Genomic DNA, 20,457 nt, shown 5'->3' with positions numbered 1-20,457 from the left:
TCGTCAAGCTACGGATCTAACATCTCGTTTGTCATCAGGCGAGCAAGATTGGATCGAGGAAACAAATGAGCATAAAAATGAAAGCCGTCGTAATCAACGAGTATGGCGACAACGGCGTACTAAACCTGATCGATGTCGATCGGCCAGAACCTCAGGAGAGTGAGGTCCTCGTGAAGGTCAAGGCTGCGGGGGTCAATCCTATCGATTGGAAGATCCGCAGCGGAGCAGGCGAGCGCTTGGGGATGAAACTGCCCATTCATATGGGCGGTGAGCTCGTCGGTAGGGTCGAGAAGCTTGGTGTAGGCGTTGAAGATTTCGAACTGGGTGAGATTATTTTCGGGATGGTTCACACAGGGGGGTTCGCGGAATATGCGGTCGCCAAAAGCGCAAACATGGTGCGCGCACCATCCAACCTAGACACTGTGAGCGCAGCGGCGCTACCATTGGCCGGCTCAACGGCATGGCAGGCGATCTTTGGAGAAGCCGGCTTGAGCAAAGGGCAACGCCTTCTTATTACAAATAGTTCGGGCGGCGTTGGATCTCTCGCGATCCAATTCGCAAAGGCGCGGGGCGCGCATGTTACGGCGGTCGCCTCGGCCCGCAACGAAGACTTCGTCCGCGGCCTCGGCGCGGACGCGTTTATCGACTACAAAGCGCAGCCCTTCGAGCAAGTCGCGCAGGACATGGACGTGGTGTTGGATACAGTGGGCGGAGACACCTTCGTAAGGGCGTTCGAAACTCTCAAGAAAGGTGGCTTCATGGTCACTGTCGTGGCTTTCCCTGGTGACGAGGCTGAGCGTCATGGCGTCAAAGTGAAACGCTCGTACACCGTGCCAAGCGCGCCAAACCTGATCGCTATCAGAAAACTTGTCGAGAAAGGCCAAGTCACACCGCATATCGAGGCTGTATTTCCATTGGCCGAGATCAAGGACGCACTTGCTTTGTCCGAAAGCGGTCGGGCACGTGGGAAAATTGTTTTGCGGATCAGCTCATGAGGCTGCGTGAATTACCGAGCAAGGGGATGCGGTCGGCGAATTCAAGTCCTTGCTGGTCGACATCAAGCTCGACCATCCCAAAAGACCTCAGTCAAAATAGCGTCCCGCGCAGAAGATTTTAGCGCAGGGGTAGACGACAAGCCGTCGAGGCCCAGCCACCTGGTCAGCGTCGACCAGCCTGCCAGCCACCGGCGCACCTTCGATGGAGCATAAGGGCTTATCGACTTTAGAACCCTCTGGGTCCGGAACTTTCGTCGACCTCGGCAGGCCGTGTCGGGGTCGGTCTCGCTTTGTTGTGGGTCCCCGAGATGATGCGCCCCGAATTCCAAAAGCACTGCCTCGGGTGTTCTACCACGATCTCTACACCGCGCTGATGCAGGCCAGGGGCGCAACGGCGGCCAACTTCAATCCGGCCGTCTACCAGCGGCTGAAGCGCGGCGGTGCCGACGTCATCGTCGATCGCGCCGCCGCCACAGAGGCGGACATCAATGTCGTCTAGTCGCTGCACCGGATTGAACCTTCATCCGTTCGGGTTGGAGTCCGCCGGCTTCGTACTAGACGAGGAAAGCACCATGCTCGCGAACAAGGACGAGTCTCACGCGGTCATCCGTGTGAACAACGTTGCCCCCGGCGTCATTCGGACGCCGATGTCGGACGGGTTGAGCGTCGAAACCTATCAGGCCTTTTCGGATCACTCAGCTAAACGCCTTGGGCCCGAAGACGTTGCCATCGTCGCAGTTTGGCTGTCAGGGCGACTGACCCCGGTATTCTTTTAGAGCCGGCGGTTGAACCCTCCATTCACCACTTAGAGCGCGTTGTGGTTCATCTTGCTTGGGTTGCGTTGCTCATTCAGGCTGTCGCGCAAAAATTGCCCGAGGGATTTTGCTTCTGGCGAAAGCGGTCCCCGCCCTTTGACCAGCGCCATTTCGGATGCCGGCTGATCGTCAAAACCATGGGACGAATGTAGTATGCGATGTTCGGGAAGGACTGCGTCGGACGGCAGAAGGCTGATGCCCAGACCCGAGGCGACGGCCGCTTGCACGCCCATGAGGCCCTGGCTGGTATAGGCGATACGCCAGCGGCGACCATTGCGCTCGATGGAGCGGATGGCACGGTCGCGGTAAATGCAGCCGATTGGGAAAACGGCTAGTGGCACGGGGTCGCTTTCGACGGTCCGTGTGGCGCTTTCTACCCAGATGAGGTCTTCTGTCCAGCTTGCGACACACGGCCCGTCGCCCGGCTCGCGTTTGATCAGCGCCAGATCGATCTCGCCAGCATCGAGCAATCGGCGAAGCTCCGCGCTCCAACCGCTAACGGTGTCCAGCCGGATACGAGGCGATGCGGCGGAGAACCCAGTCAGAAGGTCAATAAGGCGCCGCCCTGCAAAATCCTCCGGCACACCGAGGCGAACCGTGCGCGGTGCGGATGGATTTTGCATCATCTCGGCGGCTTCTTCCGCCGTTGCCAGCAGCCTGCGTGCATAGCTCAGAAGCAACTCGCCTGCTTCCGTTGTCTCGATCGTGCCCGTCGACTTGTCCCGCCGCAAAAGCAATGTGCCAAGATTGCCCTCGAGCTTCTTTATTTGCTGGCTGACCGTTGATTGCGTCAGGTGCACGCGTTCAGCGGCCTTTGTGAAGCCGCCGCTATCGACCACTGCGGTATAGGTTTTCAAAAGATCGAGGTCGAAACCGAAGCTCATTTGTTTTTTCACTGCTGTGGAGTGTGATATTTAATTTTGCAATGTCATCGAAGTTTGTCAATGTCGGCAAAACAGGGAGATGACACATGACATTGGCTGGACCAAAGCCGACATGGCTGACTTTCGATTGCTACGGCACTCTGATCCAGTGGGACGAAGGACTGCTCGCGGCAATGGACAGGATACTCGCGACAAAAGGCGGTGACATCGACCAAAATGCCTTTATCTCCGTCTATGACCGACATGAACATGCGCTGGAGGTGGAGCGGCCTCATCGCACTTTTGCCACGGTCAGCGCCCTTGCTCTGAAGTGGGCTATGGGTGAATTCGGGCTGCCGTTCGAAGCCTCCGAAGCCGAAATCCTGACGTCCTCGATCGGCAGGATGCCGCCTTTCCCGGAGGTGGTCGCAACACTCGGAGAGCTGAAGGCCGCGGGTTTCCGCTTGGCAATCATCTCGAACACTGATGATGCGATCATTGCCGGAAACGTTGCCCAGCTTGGCGGCCATATCGATCGCGTTATTACGGCCGAGCAGGCTGGCGCCTACAAACCGTCGCGGCAGACCTTCTATCATGCGTGGGAAAGCCTTGGTATCAGTATGGACGATCTGGTGCATATCTGCGCCAGCCCGCATCTCGACCTTGCCGCGGCGCGCGAACTCGGCTTTCGTACGGTCTGGGTCGATCGCGGAACAGGCCGCAAGCCGCTCGCGGACTACCGCCCGAATGCTATTGTGTCGACGCTCGACAAGGTGCCGGCGGTGCTTTGTGCCGCAGGTTGGATGTGACAGATTGCTGAGGAGGCCGACATGGCGCACGAACTGAATATTCCCAAAGGGGAGCCGGCCCTTCTACGCAACGTTTCACTGGAAACGGAGGAGATATGGCAGGCAAGGGTGGATCTAGCCGCCTGTCTTCGAACGGCGGCCCGCCTCGGTCTCGAGGAAGGCATCTGCAATCATTTTTCCGCGGTCGTCCCGGGACATCCGGACCTGTTCATCGTAAACCGCCTGGGCTGGGCGTTTCAGGAGGCAACGGCATCCTCGCTTTTGATCTGCAATTTCGAGGGAAACGTGATTGCTGGTGACGGCGTTCCCGAAGCGACCGCTTTCTTCATCCATGCGCGCCTGCACAAGATGGCGCCGCGCGTTGGGGCGGCGTTTCACACCCACATGCCGAATGCGACTGCCCTCAGCATGGTGGAAGGCGAACCGCTGGTGTGGGCCGGCCAGACCGCACTGAAATTCTATGGCCGCGTTGCCGTTGATGATCACTATAATGGCCTTGCCCTGGATGAAAGCGAAGGCGACCGGATTGCCTCCGTGCTCGGCGAGAAGGACATCCTGTTCATGAAAAACCACGGCGTAATGGTCTGCGCATCGAATATTGCCGAGGCATGGGACGATCTTTACTATCTGGAACGTGCGGCAGAAGTTCAGCTAAAGGCAATGAGCACCGGACGGAGGCTTGTGCCGGTCTCGCCCGAAATCGCCGCACAAGCAGCAAGGCAGATGCGGGAAGGGGACCCGGAAAGTGCCAGAATGCATCTGGAAAGCCTGCGCCGTGTTCTCGATCGGCTGGACCCTGGTTATAGCGCCTGATCTTCACACGGACCCGGATGCAACTCAGGGACACGTTAAAAATAGGGGGTGATGTCAGGTTAATTGGGACGAGTGCGCAGTCGGCAGGTTTGCAGCAATCACGCGGCGATGCCGGCCGCATTCCTCCGATGGGGTGTCGCCCTGAGGCGATGCAGGTGGACATCGATGGCTGTTTTTTCAGGCGGGTTGGGACAAAGAGATTGCGAACCGCCAAGAAGACGTTGACGAAACGTTGCAACGCGCCTGCCGAACGGAACCGCTGCATCACCCGCTCCCTCCGCAGCGGCAGGTGCGAGTTTTCAGCACGGTTGTTCAAGCCCTTTTGCGATCGATGCTCGATATCCGGCATGACGCGACGCCTTGCAGCGCCGTATGAGCGGAGCTTGTCAGTGACTATGCGCTTGGGCTGGCATCCCTGCATCTTCATCAACCGGACCATAACCCGCTTCGCCGCTCTGGTATTGCGGCGAGCCTGCACAATTTCGTCGGTAGATAACCGTCGTGGTCCACGGCACGCCAGAGCCGTGTTTCCGCCTGCCGATCGTCACGACCACCTCATCCAGATGCCACACGTCAGTCGGGCTGGGCGCTTTCCGCCGCAAGCGGGCGGCATAGTCGCTGCCATTGTCCATCACGGTTGATTGGACAAAGGAGTTCATCTGCTGCCGAAGCCCTTTTCCTTTAAGGATCTCGCCGTCCGCGTCAGAGATGTTTTCGACCTCTGATTATACACACATTTCTTGGCAATGCCTCGTCAGGTGAATACGGAGTTCCAACCGGCGCGCTTGCAGGCGGGTCGCGACAACCTTTGAACAGTCCGTGCCCATCGGATCGTTGAAGAACATCGTCGTTTAGCATCGCCTGGGATTGGCTGCGCAGAGCAAATCAAGAGCGCAAGCCTGCTTGCCCGGCAGTAACTAGCTTTGACGCATTCCGGACGCTCGATAGATAGTATCGACGGCAATCATATTGCCCATCGCATCCGCCCCTCCGGTAATCGGTGTTTTACCTGTGTCGATAGCGTTGACCATTGCGGCAAGCTGGTAATCATAGGTCGTGTCGGCGCCGAGTGTATGTTCGTGATAAGGTTCGCCGTCCAGCCATTCGCGGATCGAATGACCCCTGTGGGGTAGACAGGGATTGTCGAGCTCTACGATACCATGCTCGCCCTCCAGCCTGAGCAACCCACGGAAGGGCGGGTTGGCGATATCGGCGATAACGGTTGCCGGCGTGCCGTCTGGAAAACGCATCTCCACATGCATGCTCTGGTCGACGCCAAGCGGATTGAGCGTGCCCTCTGCGGAAAGTATTTCCGGCTCGGCGTCCATGATCGAGCGCACCCAATGGACCGGATAGCAACCGAGATCCATCATCGCCCCGCCACCCTGCGAAGGGTCGTGACGGATCGACTTCGGGTCGAAGGGAATGCCCACGTAGAATTCCGCCTTGACCGATTTCAGCTTGCCCAGTCGGCCGGAGGTCTTGAGTTCCATGAGATGCAGGAAGGCTGGGTGGTAACGGTCATGGAAGGCTTCCATCAGGATGCGGCCGGTCTGTTCTGCCACTGCCACCATTTCTGCGGCCTCTTTGGCATCCATGGCGATGGGCTTTTCGCAAAGCACGTGTTTGCCGGCCTTCAGCGCTGCGATCGACCACTGCTTGTGGCCGGCCGGCGGCAAGGCATTGTAGATAATGCCGACTTCCGGATCGGCCAGCATCGCCTCATAGCTTTCATAAGCCTTGATTATTCCATGCTTTTCCGCAAAGGCCGCGGCGGCACCCGGACGTCGCGATGCCACGGCGTGGATGACTGTGTCTTTGCGGCGGTTTGCCGGCTGGATGATCGAGCGCGGCGCAATGCCTGCGGCGCCCAAAATACCGATCTTGTGCATGATGTCTTTCCTCCCGGTCATGTCGCGGTTCAGTCGAAAAACGCTTTGTCGTCTTCGGCGAGATAGCGCTTGGCCTTTTCCGGCACGAGGTCCACGCCCATGCCCGGACGGTCGATGACGTCGATGAAGCCGTCCTTGACGATCTGCTGCGGCAGGCCTTCGACGATGTCGTACCACCACTCCGGATCGCCGGTTGTGTATTCGAAGGCGATGAAATTGTTGGGTACTGTCGCGGAAACCTGGATGAGTGCGGCGAGGCCCAAGAGGCCGTTTGCCGTGCCGTGTGGCGCCATCAAGATGGAATGCAGATCGGCATATTCCGCAATCCATTTGAGTTCGGCGATGCCGCCGACATCGGCCGGATCCGGGCCAACGACATTCACCGCCTGTCCTTCGATCAGTTCCTTGAAATTCTGGCGCAGATAAATCTGTTCGCCGGTATGGATCGGCGTCGTGCTCATGCGGCTGAGTTCTCGATAGACGCCGGCATTGACCCAGGGCGTATAGTCACCGGACAGCAGGTCCTCGACCCACAGCAAATTGTAGGGTTCCAGCATCCGCACCAGACGGATCGCATCCGGCAGCATCCAGCCGGGCCCGCAATCGAGCGCAAGGCCGATCCTGTCGCCCGACACTTCCTTCATCGCCGCAACGCAATCGACGAAATGACGAAGGCCTTTTTCGGTGATCGGCCCGCGATCCAGCGCGCCGTGGAAGGGGCTGGCGTTCGGCTCGTGATAATAGAAATCCTTGACCGCACGCTTCATCGGCGAGTGGAAGCCGATCGGCTGCTTGATGATCGTAAAACCCTCCGGCAACGCCATCATCTTCTTCAGGTCGTCGGCCAGATCTTCCGGCCGATGGTCGGCGAGCGGGAAGCGTATCGCGCCGTTATAGACGCGCACCTTGTCGCGCACCTTGCCGCCGAGCAGTTTGTAGACGGGAATGTTGGCCGCCTTGCCGGCAATATCCCAGAGCGCCATCTCGACGACGCTGACCGCCGAACCCCAAGGCTTAAAGCCGCCGCGCTGGCGAATCTTCAGCATGACGCGTTCGACATTGGTCGGGTCTTCACCGATCAGCGCATCGCGCAAGGCGAGAATATGCGTCTTCAGATAAGGCTTCCAGGTTTCCGCCTGCCCATAACCGGAAATACCTTCGTCGGTGACGATCCGCACGATCGGGCTTTTGCCGATGACCGCGCATTTGAAGTCGACGATCTTCATTCTGTCTCCCAGTCTGAATGTTTTTTCGTTCGAGATAGTGAAACGGGTTTCGCGTCGTTAAACGGGCATCGCCTCGCTCATCGCCCGCGCCGCATCGATCGCCGCGACGCGAATTTCCTCCATGCGGCTCGGTTCCGCGCCGGCGAGAAACGGCACGCTGATGGCCGCAACGAGCTTGCCCGAGCGATCGAAAACGGGAGCCGCGAAAGCATGGATGCTCGGCGCGTTTTCGCCGCGGTCCTGTGCCCAGCCGAGCCGCTTGATGCGGGCAAGCTCGGTGCCGAGCCGCTTCGGATCGGTGATCGATTTCGACGTATAGGCAATCAGCGGCTTGGCCAGCCAGACCGCCAATTCCTCCGGCGGGAGATGGGCAAGCAGCATCTTGCTGGCAGCCCCCGCATGGATCGGCATGCGCTGTCCCGGTGCGACGGTGAGTGCGTATTCGCGGCGGCCCTGCGAGGCGGAAAGCACCAGTACACCCTCGGGATCCAACACCGAAAGCTTGCTGCCTTCGCCGAGTTCGGCGGACAGCTTGTCGAGATACGGCTGCGAGAAGGCGGCAAGGTCGATATCGCTGACGCCGGCCGCCACATGCGAGGCGAGTTTCAACAGCCGCCGGCCAAGATGATAGGCGCCCGTATCGTCACGCCGCACCATGTCATGGCCCTGCAGCGTGTTGACGATGCGGTAGATCGTCGTCCGCGGCAGGCCGAGAAGCGCGGTCAGGTCGCGGATGTTGACGCCGTTCGGACGCCTCTCCAGCGCCGCCAGAACATCCATCATCCTGTCGATGACCGGGATCGTGTGCTTGGCTGCGCCGGAATCGCTCATTTGATCCATTGTAATCTTCGCCGTTGACATTCGAATTCACATCTTCCTATCATGCATTATTGAACTGTCAAAGTTCAAATATGGATAAGTCTTGCGGCGCGACCCATAGGAGGTGGTGCGCTGCAAACCGGTTCTGCTGGAGGAGGCGGACGTCATGGAAAGACATACCGCAGCGATCGCGGCCGCTGCCGCGCGCTTTCAGAAGCTCTACACCGCTGCCGTTTATGATATTCTGGATGAGATGGGCCTGCCCAACCAGTGCATGGACCTGCAAATCCGCGGGCTCGACCGCAACATGCGGATCGCCGGCCCGGCCTTTACCGTCGCCTGCACGCTCGATGTCCGCGAAGACCACGAATACGACAATGAGGAGGTGAGGACCTTCACCTTCTTCCGCCGGATGTATCCCGGCTGCGTCGTGCTGATCTCGGCTGCCGGCGAGCGCAAGGCCGGCCATTGGGGCGAGCTGATGAGCACCGGCTCCAAGGCCAAGGGTGCCGTCGGCGTGGTGGTCGATGGCGGCATCCGCGACGGCAATATCCTGATTGGCATGGAAAACTGGCCGGTTTTCACCCGCTATCTGTCGCCGATCGAATCCCGCAAGCGCACCCGCATCAGCGGCATTGAAGTTCCGATCTCGATCACCGGCACGCTGACCTCGCAGATCCGCGTCGATCCCGGCGACTGGATTTTCGGCGATATGGACGGCGTCATCACCATTCCCGCCAACAAGGTCGAGGCGGTGCTGGACCGCGCCGAAGAGATCATGGGGATCGAGAACCGTTCCCGCAACGAAATCCGCGCCGGGGGCGATGTCGCCGACGTCTACGCCAAATACGGCCGTCTTTAACCGGAGTTATTGTTATGCTGACCGTTTCCTCGATCGCCCATGTCGCCATCCGCGTCAAGGACATCGACCGGACCCTCGATTTCTACATCAACAAGCTCGGCTTTTCCGAGATGATGCGCCTCGACAAGGATGGCAAGCTCTGGCTCGTCTACCTGCGCATTACCGACGACCAATATCTGGAAGTTTTCCCGGAGGGTGAAGGCGACCGCGCTGCCGAGCGCGAAGCGGTCGGCTATAACCATCTCTGCCTTGCCGTGCCGGATATCCAGAAGGCCGTTGCGGAGCTTGATGCGAACGGCGTGGAGCGTATCCGCCCGACTATCAAGGCTGCCGATAACAACTGGCAGACCTGGATCGAAGACCCGGATGGCCACCGTATTGAGTTGATGGAAATGGCGAGCAACAGCCTGCAGTTCGAGGCGATCGAGCGGCTCAAGAAGCAGCGCAAATAGCTGCCTCGAAATCGCGCGATCTGGGAGGAGCTTCATGGAAATCGTCAAGCAGAAAATCTTCGTCGCGAACGTATCGCGCACCAATTTCGTGTTCGTCAAACTCTATACGGATGACGGATACGAAGGCGTGGGCGAGGCGACGCTGGAATGGAAAACGAAGACGATCGTCTCTGCGCTTGAAGAACTGGAACGCGTGCTGATCGGCCGCGATCCCTTCCAGGTCGATGCGATCGTCGAACAGCTGCACCGGGATTCCTACTGGCGCACGGGTGCGGTCTTCCGGACTGCGCTTGGCGCGATCGAGGCGGCTCTTCTCGACATCAAGGGCAAGGCCCTCGGCGTCCCTGCCTTCGAATTGCTCGGCGGCAAATACCGTGACCGGGTTGAGTGCTACGCCAATCACTGGTTTTTCGGCTCGGTCACGCCAGAACAATATGCCGAAAACGCTCGCAAGGCTGTCGCCATGGGTTATCGCGCACTGAAATGGGACCCGTTCGACATCGCGGACCTCGAGATGGATCGCAAGCAGCGTCGCGAAACGATCGATATCGTCGCCGCCGTGCGTGATGCGGTCGGCCCGGATGTTGACCTGATGCTCGACGTTCACGGTCGACTGAATGTGCCGACCGCAATCGCAATGTGCCGCGAGCTGGCGCCCTATAATCTGCGCTGGATCGAGGAGCCGACGCCGCCGGAAAGCATCGACGCGCTGGTCGATGTCCGGGAGAAAAGCCCGGTGCCGATCGCCGCCGGCGAGCGCTGGTACGAGCCCGGTAAATTCCTGGAAGCCTTGAACAAGAGGGCCGTCGATATCTTGCAGCCGGATGTGTCGCATGCCGGCGGCCTGAGCGAGACGAAACGCATTTCGCATATGGCGCACCATCACCTGGTTCCGGTCGCGCCGCATAATCCGGTCGGTCCGGTCATGAACGCCATGACACTGCATATGTCCGTCGCCATTCCGAACTTCTCGATCTTCGAGACGGTTTCGGTGGACGTGCCGTGGCGCAAGGAACTGGTCAAGGAAACTCTGCAGTTCGAAGGCGGCGCGATCCTGGCGCCGACGGCGCCGGGCCTCGGCGTCGAACTGATCGAGGAGGCCTGCGAGCGTTATCCTTATGCACCTTACAACGTACCCCTCTTCGACGGCAGCATGAACACGAGTGGCGTGGCAACCGGAGCCGCAACACTGAAGGATCGCGCGGGCTCGTGTGATTGACAATCGGGCCTTCTTGGCTCAAGTTGTATTTCGAATTGATGACATTCAAATATGAACTGGTCGACGCAAAAGTCGAGCATCAATCGGGGAGGCGGGCGTGAGGGTAGGACTGACGCTGTTCGGCGATCATCTAACTGAGGATGGTGCGCGCTTTGCGAGCCAGCTCGGCGTTGCCGACGTGGTCATCCACCTTACTCAATATGCCCGCAATGCCGATAACAGCGCTTATCGGGCCGGCAGGGTCGTCGGGCCGGTCAATGGCGACTGCATCGATGTGCCGCTCTGGACCTACGAGCATATGGCTGGTTTCGTCTCAATGCTCGGCAAGTATGGCCTGAAGGTTGCTGCAGTGGAAAACCTGTCGCCGAATTTCTGGTCGGACATCCTTCTCGACGGCCCGAAAAAGCATGAGCAAATGGACGGCCTGAAACAGCTCGTGCGCGATGCGGGCAGGGCAGGTATTCCGGTTCTGGGCTACAATTTCTCGATCGCCGGCGTCTGGGGCTGGCAGCGCAAGCGCGTCGCTCGCGGCGGCGCCATGACAGCCGTGTACTTCGGAGAGGAATTCGACCAGCAGCAGCCGATGGCGGACGGGATGTTGTGGAACATGCGTTACCGCCCGGCTGCTTCCGACGGAAAACCGATCAACGTTTCCGAAGCCGAACTCTGGTCGCGGCTCGAATGGTTCCTGAAGGAACTCGTGCCGGTCGCCGAGAAGGCGAATGTGCGGCTCGCCGCCCATCCGGACGACCCGCCGGTAGAGCGGCTGCGCGGCAATGCGCGGCTGGTCAACAGCCATGCGAAATACGAGCGTCTTCTGGACATCGTCAAAAGCCCGGCCAATGCGCTCGAATTCTGCGTCGGTTCGCTCCAGGAAATGCTCGACGGCGATATCTACGAGACGACACGCCATTTCGCGCGCCGCGATGCGATCGCTTACGTCCATTTCCGCAACGTGCGGGGCAAGGTTTCGCATTATGTCGAAAGCTTCGTCGATGACGGTGATGTGGAGATGGCCGAGATCGTCCGCGTGTTACGCGATGAAGGTTTCGAAGGTGTGATGGTTCCGGACCATGTGCCGGATCTCGACTGCCCGGCGCCCTGGCATGCGGGGAATGCCTATACGATCGGTTTCATGAAGGCGTTGGCGACGAACGCGGCCTCGCTCGGGCCGGCGCGTTCACAGCGGGTGGCGGATTTCGGAGAGGTGCCGAAAGCCGCGACAGCATGATGAGTTCCGGCGTGAGCCGGGTCTGAAGGAAGCGGCGATCAAGCCGCGTGGAGGAGGAAATGGCAATGAAATTGAAGAAATTGGCCGTCATAGCCACTGCAATGACAATGCTCGCTAGCGGCGTGGCTTTCGCCGGTGATGTCACCTGGTGGACGCCGAACTTCAACGAGGCTCGCGCCCGTGAAATCGTCGCCAAGTTCGAGAACGCCAACCCGAACGTCAAGGTCAAGCTCGAGATCACCACCTCGGACGGTCTGCCGCAGCGCGTGCTGACCGCGCTTCAGTCTGGTGCCGCGCCTGAAGTCATCGATGTCCAGCATGCCTGGATTAACGGCTACGCCCAAAACGATCTTGTCCTGTCGGTCGATGATGTGCTGAAGGATCGCGACGATTACATTCCGGCCGCGCTGGATTATGCCACCTGGAACAGCAAGCTCTGGGGCATTCCGTATCGCATCGAGACGCATGCGATCATCTACAACAAGGGTGCGTTTAAGGATGCGGGCCTTGATCCCAACAAGCCGCCGCAGACCTGGGATGAGCTTGTCGCAACCGCCAAGGCGCTCTCCAAGGGCAAGATGTCTGGTTTCGGCATCACCGGCGGCGGCGAAATGGGAAACACCATCTTCCGTTCGCTTCCGTTCATTTGGATGAATGGCGGCGACATGATCTCGGCCGACGGCAAGAAAGCTCTGGTGAACCAGCCGGCAGCCGTTGCAGCCGTCAAGTTCTATACGGACTTCTTCAAGAACAAGCAGGCCCCGGCCTCGACACTTGAAAACGATGGTACGGCGCTGCGCCGCCTGTTCATTGCCGAAACGGTTGCCGCCTATCAGTCGGGCCAGTTTGACATCGCATCGATCAAGAAAGAAAACCCGAAGATCGATATCGGCGTGATGCAGATCCCGCATCCGGCCGACAAGAAAACCGCAGCCCTGCTCGGCGGCTGGAGCTTCGTCATTCCGAAGTCGGCGAAAAACCCGACGGATGCCAAGAAGCTCGTCGGCTTCCTGGCCGAAGCGGAAAACCAGGGCGCTCTGACCGACACGTTCCCGGCCCGCAAGTCGGCCATGTCTCTCCCGCGCTTCAGCGATCCGATCCTGACCGTCTTCAAGGAAATGCTGCCTTACGGCCGCGCCGTGCCGAACAACAAGAACTGGATCCAGATTACCCAGGCCTATTTCGATGGCATCCAGCGCATCCTGCTCGGCGATGAAGATGTACAGAAGTCCATGGATGGCGCCGCCAAGGACATCCAGGCTCTGCTCGACCAGAAGTAATATCGGACATCCGACCGCTCCGGGAGGGTAATTTTCCCGGACGCGGCGACACCTGACTTCCATAGAGCGGGTCCGCTTTTCTTTGAATCGCGAAACAGCTCTATCTCATTGTCTTACGCAATTCCGGACGCAAAACCGCTGCACGTTTTTGCTGGAATTGCTCGAAGGAGCCTTAGATGGACCGCAATTCGACGGGCCTTGTTTTCGTGTTGCCGGCGCTGATCGTGCTGGCGATGCTCGTCGCCTATCCCGTTGCCTATACCGGCCTGCTTAGCGTCACGGATCGCCAGGGCGCTTTCGTCGGCCTCGATAATTTCAGTGCCGTGCTGGGTGCGCGTGCAACGCCGCAGGCGTTCTGGAACACGCTCTGGTTCGTTGGCGGATCGATCGTCTTCCAGGTCGTGTTCGGCACGGCTGCGGCCATTCTGCTCAACCAGAATTTCATCGGCCGCGGCATCGTGCGCTCCATCACGCTGCTGCCGTGGGTCGTGCCGGGCATCGTCGCGGCGACCACCTGGGCCTGGATGTTCCACACCGAATTCGGCATCATCAACTACATGATGACCGGTGCAGGCGTGATCCCGGAGCCGATCGGCTGGCTGACCAACGGCAGCACGGTCATGCCGGTATTGATCGCCATCAACGTCTGGAAACTCTTCCCCTTCGTGGCGATCATGGTGCTCGCCGGCCTCCAATCGATCCCGAACGACCTTTATGAAGCGGCTCGGGTGGACGGTGCCAACTTCTGGCAGGAGGTCTTCCACATCATGCTCCCGCAGGTCCGCTCCGTCATCGTCGCGGTCACCCTGCTGCTCGTCATCTGGGGCCTGAACTCGATCACCATCATCTACGCGATCACCCGCGGCGGCCCGGCAAACCGGACGCTGATCACGCCGATCCAGATTTTCCGCTTGGCGTTCGAAAGCACCAATTTCAATCAGGCGGCAGCGCTTTCGGTGATGTTCTTCGCCGTCGCGCTCGTCATCGTCATCATCTACATCAAGGCGCTTGCCTCGACCCCGGGAGAGGTGAAATGAGCGAAGCCCCCACCCTCAAGCGCACCGGATTGCCGCTGCCGATCACTATCATCGGCGCAATCGTCCTCGTGTTTATTTGCCTTTTTCCGTTCATGTGGATGTTCGGTTCATCGATCAAGACGCTGCCGGAACTCTATACGGTCCCGCCGATCTGGTGGCCCGAGACGCCGACATTCGGCAACTATTACAAGGTTCTCTTCGAGAGCAATATTCCGCGATACTTTCTGAACAGCGTCATCATCTCGGTCGGCTCGACCGTTCTGGCGCTGATCCTGGCGATCTTCGCCTCCTACGGCTTCGCCCGCTTCAACTTCCGCGGCAAGCCGGTCCTTCAGAGCTTCGTGCTGGTTGGCCAGCTTCTGCCGACGGCGGCGATCATTGTGCCGCTGTTCATCACGCTCCGGGTGCTCGGCCTCGTCAACACGTTCTGGGGCCTGATCCTGGTCTATATGATCGTCACGCTGCCGCTCTCGGTCTGGATGCTGACATCCTATTTCAAGGCGATCCCGGTGGAGCTGGAAGAGGCAGCGATCATCGACGGCGCCTCGCGGATCGGCATCCTCTTCCGCATCACCTTGCCGCTCTCGACGCCGGGCATCGTCGCGGTCGTCGTCTATGCCTTCGTCACCACCTGGAACGAGTTCGTCTTCGCGCTCTGCTTCGCAACGGACAGCTCCGTGAAGACCCTGCCGATCGGGCTTGCGGAATTCTCGACCGAGTTCAACACCGACTGGGGTGCCGTCATGGCTGCGTCCGTCGTGATGACGTTGCCGATCGCGCTTCTGTTCTTCTCGATGCAGCGTCTCTTCGTCGGCGGCTTGACCGCGGGCGCCACGAAAGGATGATCATGACGACCAATACGATTCCGAAACTCGGCCTCGGCACCTATGGCCGCACCGGCGACGAAGGCCTTGCCGCGCTCCTGAAGGCGATCGAGATTGGCTACCGTCATCTCGACACGGCCCAGAGCTACGGGACCGAGCAGAATGTCGGCGAGGCGATGCGCCGCTCCGGCCTGAAGCGCGGCGACCTTTTCGTCACCACCAAGGTCGCCGATACCCGCCTCGACAAGGCGCAGTTCATGCCCTCGGTGCGCGCCAGTCTCGATACCATCGGTGTCGATCAGGTCGATCTACTGCTGATCCATTGGCCGTCGCATCGCGACGCGGTACCGTTCGAAGATTACATGACAGCGCTCGTCGAGGCACAGCAGAAGGGTTATGCCCGGCTGATCGGCGTCTCGAATTATCCAGCAGCTCTTCTCGAAAAGACGGTTGCCCTGATCGGCAAGGATAAGCTCGCCACCAACCAGGTTGAGATCCATCCCCATCTGCAGGCCCCGAAGCTGGTTGACCATGCCCGCAGGATCGGCCTGCCGCTCACCGCTTACCAGCCGCTCGCCAAGGGTGAGATCGCCAACGATCCCGTCCTGAAGCGCATCGCGGAGAATCACGGCGTCACGGTCGCGGCGGTCGCGCTCGCGTTCCTGATGGCAGAAGGCCATTACGTCATTCCGGCGTCCGGCAGCGAGACCAATCTCAGGGCCAATTTCGCAGCCGGCACGGTTTCTCTGGATGCTGCCGAGATGGCTGAAATCCGTACCCTCGACCGCGGTTACCGCCGCATCGATCCCGAAAAGTCGCCCGCCTGGGACGACTGAACTCGAACCGATCGAAATCTTGAATGGAGGTGCCCCTTGGGCTCAGTGAACATCGCACAGGCGCGCAAGAGCTACGGCGCGCTCGAAGTCCTGCACGGCGTTTCGGTGAACATCGCCAACGGCGAATTCGTCGTATTGGTCGGTCCGTCCGGCTGCGGCAAGTCCACGCTTCTCAGAATGATCGCCGGGCTGGAAGCGATCAGCGGTGGCGAGATCGCCATCGATGGCAAGGTGGTGAATACGCTTGCGCCCAAGGAGCGCGACATCGCCATGGTTTTCCAATCCTATGCGCTTTACCCGCATATGACGGTCGAGGCGAATATGGGCTTTTCCCTGCGCCTCGGCGGGGCACCGAAGGACGCGATTAAAGCTCGAGTCGCCGAAGCGGCTAAGATGCTGGGGCTTGAAGATTATCTGAAGCGTTATCCCCGCCATCTCTCCGGCGGCCAGCGCCAGCGTGTCGCCATGGGTCGCGCTATGGTGCGCAAGCCGAAGGTCTTCCTTTTCGACGAACCGCTGTCGAACCTCGACGCCAAGCTACGCGTGCAGATGCGTTCCGAGATAAAGCGGAACCACCAGCGCCTGAAGACGACCACCGTCTATGTCACCCACGACCAGATCGAGGCGATGACCATGGCCGACCGCATCGTGGTGATGAATGGTGGCGTGGTCGAGCAGGTGGGGTCGCCGCTCGAGCTTTACGATCGCCCGGCCAATCTTTTCGTGGCCGGCTTTATCGGTTCGCCGAGCATGAACATCCTCTCCGGCAGACTGGAAAACGGCACCTTCATGACTGCGGATGGCACCGCGTTTGCCGTTCCCGGCATGGCATCCTTCGGCAACCGCGACGTTCGGCTCGGTATTCGTCCGGAACACCTGTGTCTCGATCCGAACGGGCTTCGTGCCGAGATCGTCACCGTCGAACCGACCGGCTCCGAAACCCAGGTGATGATGCGCCTTGGCGGTCATGATGTCGTCGGCGTGTTCCGCGAGCGCGTAGTGAACGCACCCGGCGAAATGCTTCCCGTCAGCATCGATGCGGAGCGGGCACATATCTTCGACCCGCAAACCGGCAAGCGGCTAGAGGCCTAACATGAGCGCGACCCCGATCGCCATTCTGGGCGATGGCAAAGACCTGCTGCAGATCTGCTTCGTGACCCACAAGCTGGAAGAATCTGCCGACTGGTTCTCGCAACTCACCGGGCTGCCTTTACCGCCCGTCAGCTACGCCGCCGATCCCGACAAGGCACAGGCCGTCTATCACGGCCGGCCAGCGCGAATCGGCTGCCGCATCATGATGTTTCATTTCGCCCATATCGACTTGGAATTCATCGAGCCGGGGCCGGAACCGAGCGCCTGGCGCGATCTTCTGGAACGCAAGGGACCGGGCTTCCATCACCTCGCCTTCAAGACTCGCAACCTCACGCGAGACACCGCAGCGCTGGAAGGAGCCGGTCATGCAATGCTGCAGCGGGGCGAATTCCAGAGCGGCACCGGTCGCTACGCCTATTTCGACACCGAGAGGGGCCCGCTTGGCGGCCTGATCGAACTCCTCGAATTCGACCGCGACAAGCAGCACGAGAATTGAAGTCCAGAATTGAAGTATTGAGAGACGAAGCCATGACCTATCCGATTTCCTACCAGCTTTATTCGTCCCGCAATTTTCCGCCGCTTTTCGCCCAGTTCCCTAAACTGAAATCCTTCGGTTACGACGCGATCGAGCCCTGGCTTCCGGCCTATGAGGCCGATCCGAAGGCCTTCCGGCAGGCACTCGACGACAATGGCCTGAAATGCCACTGCTTCCACATGCCTCTGAAGGGGTTGGTCAACGAGCCGAACCGCTTCATCGATATCGCGCTGACGATCGGCGCTTCAATCATGATCCCGCCTTATGTACTGCCGGAGGAGCGCGGCACGACCGCCGAATACTGGCAGGGCCTTGGCCGGCAGCTTCGCGAGGGTGCAGTGCTTGCCTCCAAGCACGGGCTGATGGTCGCCTGGCACAACCACGATTTCGAGTTTCGGCCGCTCGCCGACAGTTCACGGCCGATAGACCACATATTGAACAGCGGCGGCGAAAACGTCTGTTTCGAGATCGATTGCGGCTGGATCACCCGCGCCGGCGGCGATCCGGCGGCAGAACTCAAAAAATTTGCCGATCGCATCATCGCCATCCAGGTCAAGGACATGGCACCTCCCGGCACCACGCAGGACGACGGCTGGACGCCGACCGGCGACGGCATCATCGACTGGCCGAACCTCGTGCCGCTGTTCCGCAAGACAAAGGCCGGACACATCGTGACGGAACATGACAATCCAAGTGACTGGCGCGTCTTTGCCAAGCGGTCCGTCGACTATCTGAAGAAGCTCGGCCTCTAGGCCGGCTTCAAGACCATCATAGACGGCTCTTGCGAGGAAGAAAATCTTGGCCAAACCACAGACATTTGGAGAACTCGAGATAGAAGCCGCCGAATTGCAGCTTTCGGCATTCGATCCGCTGATCGCCTGGGAGATCGGCTCCTATATCCCAGAGGCGGGCGGTGGCGGAAAACATGCCGCATGCCATCGAAGTCGCCCGGCCCGGTCATCCGCTGTTCTAGCGCGGCACCTGGCGCCATGCCGGATAACGCTCATTGGATCAGGCGCAAGCGCAACATCGTTGAACGTTTTCTATCGCAGTTCGCTGTTGATGAAACTGCTTGCCGACCGCGAAGGGTGCAGAGCACCCGACGGATCATGCAGACGCAGTGGTTGAGTTGGAGTTCAACGCAGACACTGATTACTTTTCTTACCCGGAAGCCGTACCACCAAATACTCTTCTTTGACTATCCCGGATCGAGTCGGCCGGGTCGCCCTTGGCACTTTCCTTGAAACGTTGGCGGCCGTCATTCGAGACCATCGGATTATCGGCGTCCTGGATCGTCTTCGGCAAAGATTTTTCATCGCTTTCGCTGCTTTTTAGTAAGAACCATGCGGAGAGATCGAAAAAACTATGTTTTCAATCCCAGTGCCGACAAAAACGCTTCGGCGCAGGTTGGGCGGTGACGGGGGAATCTCGGGAACGAGGACCTCTCTGATGGCGTCACGGACAATTATCGCTGTCAGCATCTCAATACGATGACGGCCCGCCCCCCCCGACATTGTCGACACGTACGTTCAGCATTAGGGTTCCAGAAGTGCTACCGAAGCCGGCGAGATGGTTCGCGAGTGCGGCCCGTGAGGCCTCGAAGATGCAGGCCTGAGAGATCATGTTAAATTTTGGCCGAAACTGAAACAGATCATCGAGAAACCATACAAGTTTAAAGCAATTTATAAGGATCTGCTGACATTGTCAGCAAGATCGCGCGGCGGTGCCTCGCACGAGGCCGCTCAGAGTTATCCAAGATGTGGGGTTAAGTCGTGACTAGATTGCTGTGGGCTTTATCTTTTCGGTCGCTTTTGTCCGTCTTGGCCGTCGTGCCATTGGGGGCAGTGGCTGTCCTCGGCGCGTTCATCACGTTGAAGGCTTACGGCGATTATCAAAAGCTCTCCGGCGCGGCGGCCCTTGAACGTCTGGCTGGGGCGAGTGGACGGCTCATGCTTGCCTTGCCGGTTGAAAGTGCCGCTTCGCCTGATCAGCGCAGTCTGATGCGTCAGAAAACCGATGAGGCCTACAATTCGATCGTTGCAGGATATACCGAAGTGGTCAGTGCCGGCTATGCTGACACGCTCTTGACCGACATCAAGCGCAATCTCGACGAGCGATACGCCAAGATCTCGGAGTTCCGCGGCAAGGTGGACGCCGGACCCATCGAAGCGATGGTGCCGCTTCTCTACTTGCAGCCGCTTTCCGCCTCCTCCATTCAGCTGACCGCGAGAACCGGCAATATCATGGAGGATCGCGATCTTCAGCAGGGAGTAACGGGCTACGGCGCTTTGCTTCAATATAACGAAGGTTTTCTCGTTCTCAACCGGATCGGCATGCAATATACCAAGAACGGTACGCTTTCCCTGGAAGAGTTTGCTCGCTTCAATGCTGCAACGACCCAGATTCGGATCTACGGTCAGCTCGTGCGCGAGTTCGTAAATCCTGCAATTGTCGCCCAGCTGGACACATTCATGCAGTCGGCCCCGGGTCAAGTCGTTCAGCAAAAAATTGAAGAAATGGCGAAGAATACGGCCTTCACACCTGCTCCTGCCGATCTGGAAAACTGGACCAGAGCAATGGCATCGCGTCGCGACTTCGTTGGCCAGTTGCTGGTTGAAACCGCCGCAGGCGTTCACGCGCAAGCCACTTCCAAGCTTGGCAGTTCCTATAATTCATTGATGACATCGCTGACGCTGCTTGGTGCATTTGTCATCGCCGCCATTGCCCTGTCACTCGTGATCGCTCGCCAGCTGTCCAAATCAATTCGTCGGGTCGGCGACCGTATGGCAAGACTTGCCTCCGGCAATACCGAGGAGGCTATCCCCTATGCTGATCGCAAGGACGAAATCGGCGAGAT

General features: G+C 59.2%; 22 protein-coding genes and 1 pseudogene. 18 read left to right on the top strand and 5 right to left on the bottom strand.

The features are described from left to right. The first annotated feature begins 65 nt into the window (after nucleotides 1-65). The 3 genes from GQ59_RS29585 (at nucleotide 66) to GQ59_RS30790 (ending at nucleotide 1,771) form a co-directional block, all read left to right on the top strand. Nucleotides 66-995, top strand: coding sequence for an NADP-dependent oxidoreductase (locus tag GQ59_RS29585; protein WP_244448092.1), 930 nt, complete (start codon nucleotides 66-68; stop codon nucleotides 993-995). Between the two features lie 343 nt (nucleotides 996-1,338). Then, nucleotides 1,339-1,494 (top strand): hypothetical protein, encoded by a 156-nt coding sequence (locus tag GQ59_RS32455; protein WP_156376371.1) that lies wholly within the window; start codon nucleotides 1,339-1,341, stop codon nucleotides 1,492-1,494. Between the two features lie 73 nt (nucleotides 1,495-1,567). Then, on the top strand, nucleotides 1,568-1,771 hold the full coding sequence (locus GQ59_RS30790) for an SDR family oxidoreductase (RefSeq protein WP_051904279.1): 204 nt from the start codon (nucleotides 1,568-1,570) through the stop codon (nucleotides 1,769-1,771). Nucleotides 1,772-1,800: 29 nt separating this feature from the next. On the opposite strand, the gene GQ59_RS29575 is transcribed toward GQ59_RS30790, so the two are convergent. Further along, on the bottom strand, nucleotides 1,801-2,694 hold the full coding sequence (locus GQ59_RS29575; protein WP_051904278.1) for a LysR substrate-binding domain-containing protein: 894 nt from the start codon (nucleotides 2,692-2,694) through the stop codon (nucleotides 1,801-1,803). 86 nt (nucleotides 2,695-2,780) lie between these two features. Here GQ59_RS29575 and GQ59_RS29570 point away from each other — a divergent pair, with 86 nt between their 5' ends. Continuing rightward, nucleotides 2,781-3,482 (top strand): haloacid dehalogenase type II, encoded by a 702-nt coding sequence (locus GQ59_RS29570; protein ID WP_037088366.1) that lies wholly within the window; start codon nucleotides 2,781-2,783, stop codon nucleotides 3,480-3,482. Between the two features lie 21 nt (nucleotides 3,483-3,503). Continuing rightward, nucleotides 3,504-4,295: an aldolase gene (locus GQ59_RS29565; RefSeq protein WP_037088364.1), complete on the top strand. Its 792-nt coding sequence runs from the start codon at nucleotides 3,504-3,506 to the stop codon at nucleotides 4,293-4,295. A gap of 98 nt (nucleotides 4,296-4,393) precedes the next feature. Here the strand turns inward: GQ59_RS29565 and GQ59_RS31610 are convergent. The 4 genes and pseudogenes from GQ59_RS31610 to GQ59_RS29550 all read right to left on the bottom strand — a co-directional run. Then, a pseudogene (locus tag GQ59_RS31610) lies at nucleotides 4,394-4,918 on the bottom strand (IS6 family transposase); the annotation flags it as partial. A 294-nt stretch (nucleotides 4,919-5,212) separates the two neighbouring features. After that, the gene (locus GQ59_RS29560) at nucleotides 5,213-6,187 is read right to left on the bottom strand and encodes a Gfo/Idh/MocA family protein (protein WP_051904277.1); all 975 of its coding nucleotides are present in this window, start codon (nucleotides 6,185-6,187) and stop codon (nucleotides 5,213-5,215) included. Nucleotides 6,188-6,216: 29 nt separating this feature from the next. Then, nucleotides 6,217-7,413 (bottom strand): mandelate racemase/muconate lactonizing enzyme family protein, encoded by a 1,197-nt coding sequence (locus tag GQ59_RS29555; RefSeq protein ID WP_037088360.1) that lies wholly within the window; start codon nucleotides 7,411-7,413, stop codon nucleotides 6,217-6,219. Nucleotides 7,414-7,470: 57 nt separating this feature from the next. Further along, complete coding sequence (locus tag GQ59_RS29550) at nucleotides 7,471-8,253, bottom strand: IclR family transcriptional regulator (protein ID WP_244448091.1); 783 nt, start codon at nucleotides 8,251-8,253, stop codon at nucleotides 7,471-7,473. Nucleotides 8,254-8,398: 145 nt separating this feature from the next. On the opposite strand from GQ59_RS29550, the gene GQ59_RS29545 reads away from it, so the two are divergent. The 13 genes from GQ59_RS29545 to GQ59_RS29490 form a co-directional block, all read left to right on the top strand. After that, entirely contained in the window at nucleotides 8,399-9,094 is a 696-nt protein-coding gene (locus GQ59_RS29545; RefSeq protein ID WP_037088378.1) for an RraA family protein, read from the top strand. A gap of 14 nt (nucleotides 9,095-9,108) precedes the next feature. After that, the gene (locus GQ59_RS29540; RefSeq protein ID WP_037088358.1) at nucleotides 9,109-9,546 is read left to right on the top strand and encodes a VOC family protein; all 438 of its coding nucleotides are present in this window, start codon (nucleotides 9,109-9,111) and stop codon (nucleotides 9,544-9,546) included. 34 nt (nucleotides 9,547-9,580) lie between these two features. Further along, nucleotides 9,581-10,765: a mandelate racemase/muconate lactonizing enzyme family protein gene (locus tag GQ59_RS29535; RefSeq protein ID WP_037088357.1), complete on the top strand. Its 1,185-nt coding sequence runs from the start codon at nucleotides 9,581-9,583 to the stop codon at nucleotides 10,763-10,765. Nucleotides 10,766-10,862: 97 nt separating this feature from the next. After that, nucleotides 10,863-11,996, top strand: coding sequence for a mannonate dehydratase (locus GQ59_RS29530; RefSeq protein ID WP_037088355.1), 1,134 nt, complete (start codon nucleotides 10,863-10,865; stop codon nucleotides 11,994-11,996). Between the two features lie 65 nt (nucleotides 11,997-12,061). Next, nucleotides 12,062-13,276, top strand: a complete 1,215-nt coding sequence (locus GQ59_RS29525; RefSeq protein WP_037088353.1) for an ABC transporter substrate-binding protein — start codon at nucleotides 12,062-12,064, stop codon at nucleotides 13,274-13,276. A gap of 176 nt (nucleotides 13,277-13,452) precedes the next feature. Next, nucleotides 13,453-14,313, top strand: coding sequence for a carbohydrate ABC transporter permease (locus GQ59_RS29520; protein ID WP_037088351.1), 861 nt, complete (start codon nucleotides 13,453-13,455; stop codon nucleotides 14,311-14,313). Continuing rightward, nucleotides 14,310-15,158 (top strand): carbohydrate ABC transporter permease, encoded by an 849-nt coding sequence (locus tag GQ59_RS29515; RefSeq protein ID WP_037088350.1) that lies wholly within the window; start codon nucleotides 14,310-14,312, stop codon nucleotides 15,156-15,158. The genes GQ59_RS29520 and GQ59_RS29515 overlap by 4 nt, the downstream gene beginning before the upstream one ends. A gap of 2 nt (nucleotides 15,159-15,160) precedes the next feature. Continuing rightward, nucleotides 15,161-15,973: an aldo/keto reductase gene (locus GQ59_RS29510; protein WP_037088377.1), complete on the top strand. Its 813-nt coding sequence runs from the start codon at nucleotides 15,161-15,163 to the stop codon at nucleotides 15,971-15,973. A gap of 36 nt (nucleotides 15,974-16,009) precedes the next feature. Further along, on the top strand, nucleotides 16,010-17,065 hold the full coding sequence (locus tag GQ59_RS29505) for an ABC transporter ATP-binding protein (protein WP_037088348.1): 1,056 nt from the start codon (nucleotides 16,010-16,012) through the stop codon (nucleotides 17,063-17,065). 1 nt (nucleotide 17,066) lies between these two features. Next, entirely contained in the window at nucleotides 17,067-17,561 is a 495-nt protein-coding gene (locus GQ59_RS29500) for a VOC family protein (RefSeq protein WP_051904275.1), read from the top strand. Between the two features lie 32 nt (nucleotides 17,562-17,593). After that, nucleotides 17,594-18,352 (top strand): sugar phosphate isomerase/epimerase family protein, encoded by a 759-nt coding sequence (locus tag GQ59_RS29495; protein ID WP_037088347.1) that lies wholly within the window; start codon nucleotides 17,594-17,596, stop codon nucleotides 18,350-18,352. A 46-nt stretch (nucleotides 18,353-18,398) separates the two neighbouring features. Then, on the top strand, nucleotides 18,399-18,728 hold the full coding sequence (locus GQ59_RS32210; RefSeq protein WP_152564510.1) for a hypothetical protein: 330 nt from the start codon (nucleotides 18,399-18,401) through the stop codon (nucleotides 18,726-18,728). Between the two features lie 644 nt (nucleotides 18,729-19,372). Beyond that, nucleotides 19,373-20,457: nitrate- and nitrite sensing domain-containing protein (locus GQ59_RS29490; protein ID WP_037088374.1), on the top strand; the 1,085-nt coding region annotated here is incomplete at its 3' end.

The sequence above is a fragment of the Neorhizobium vignae genome (assembly GCF_000732195.1).
GTDB classification, from domain to species: Bacteria; Pseudomonadota; Alphaproteobacteria; order Rhizobiales; family Rhizobiaceae; genus Neorhizobium; species Neorhizobium vignae.
This window is presented reverse-complemented; position numbering and strand designations above follow the sequence as displayed.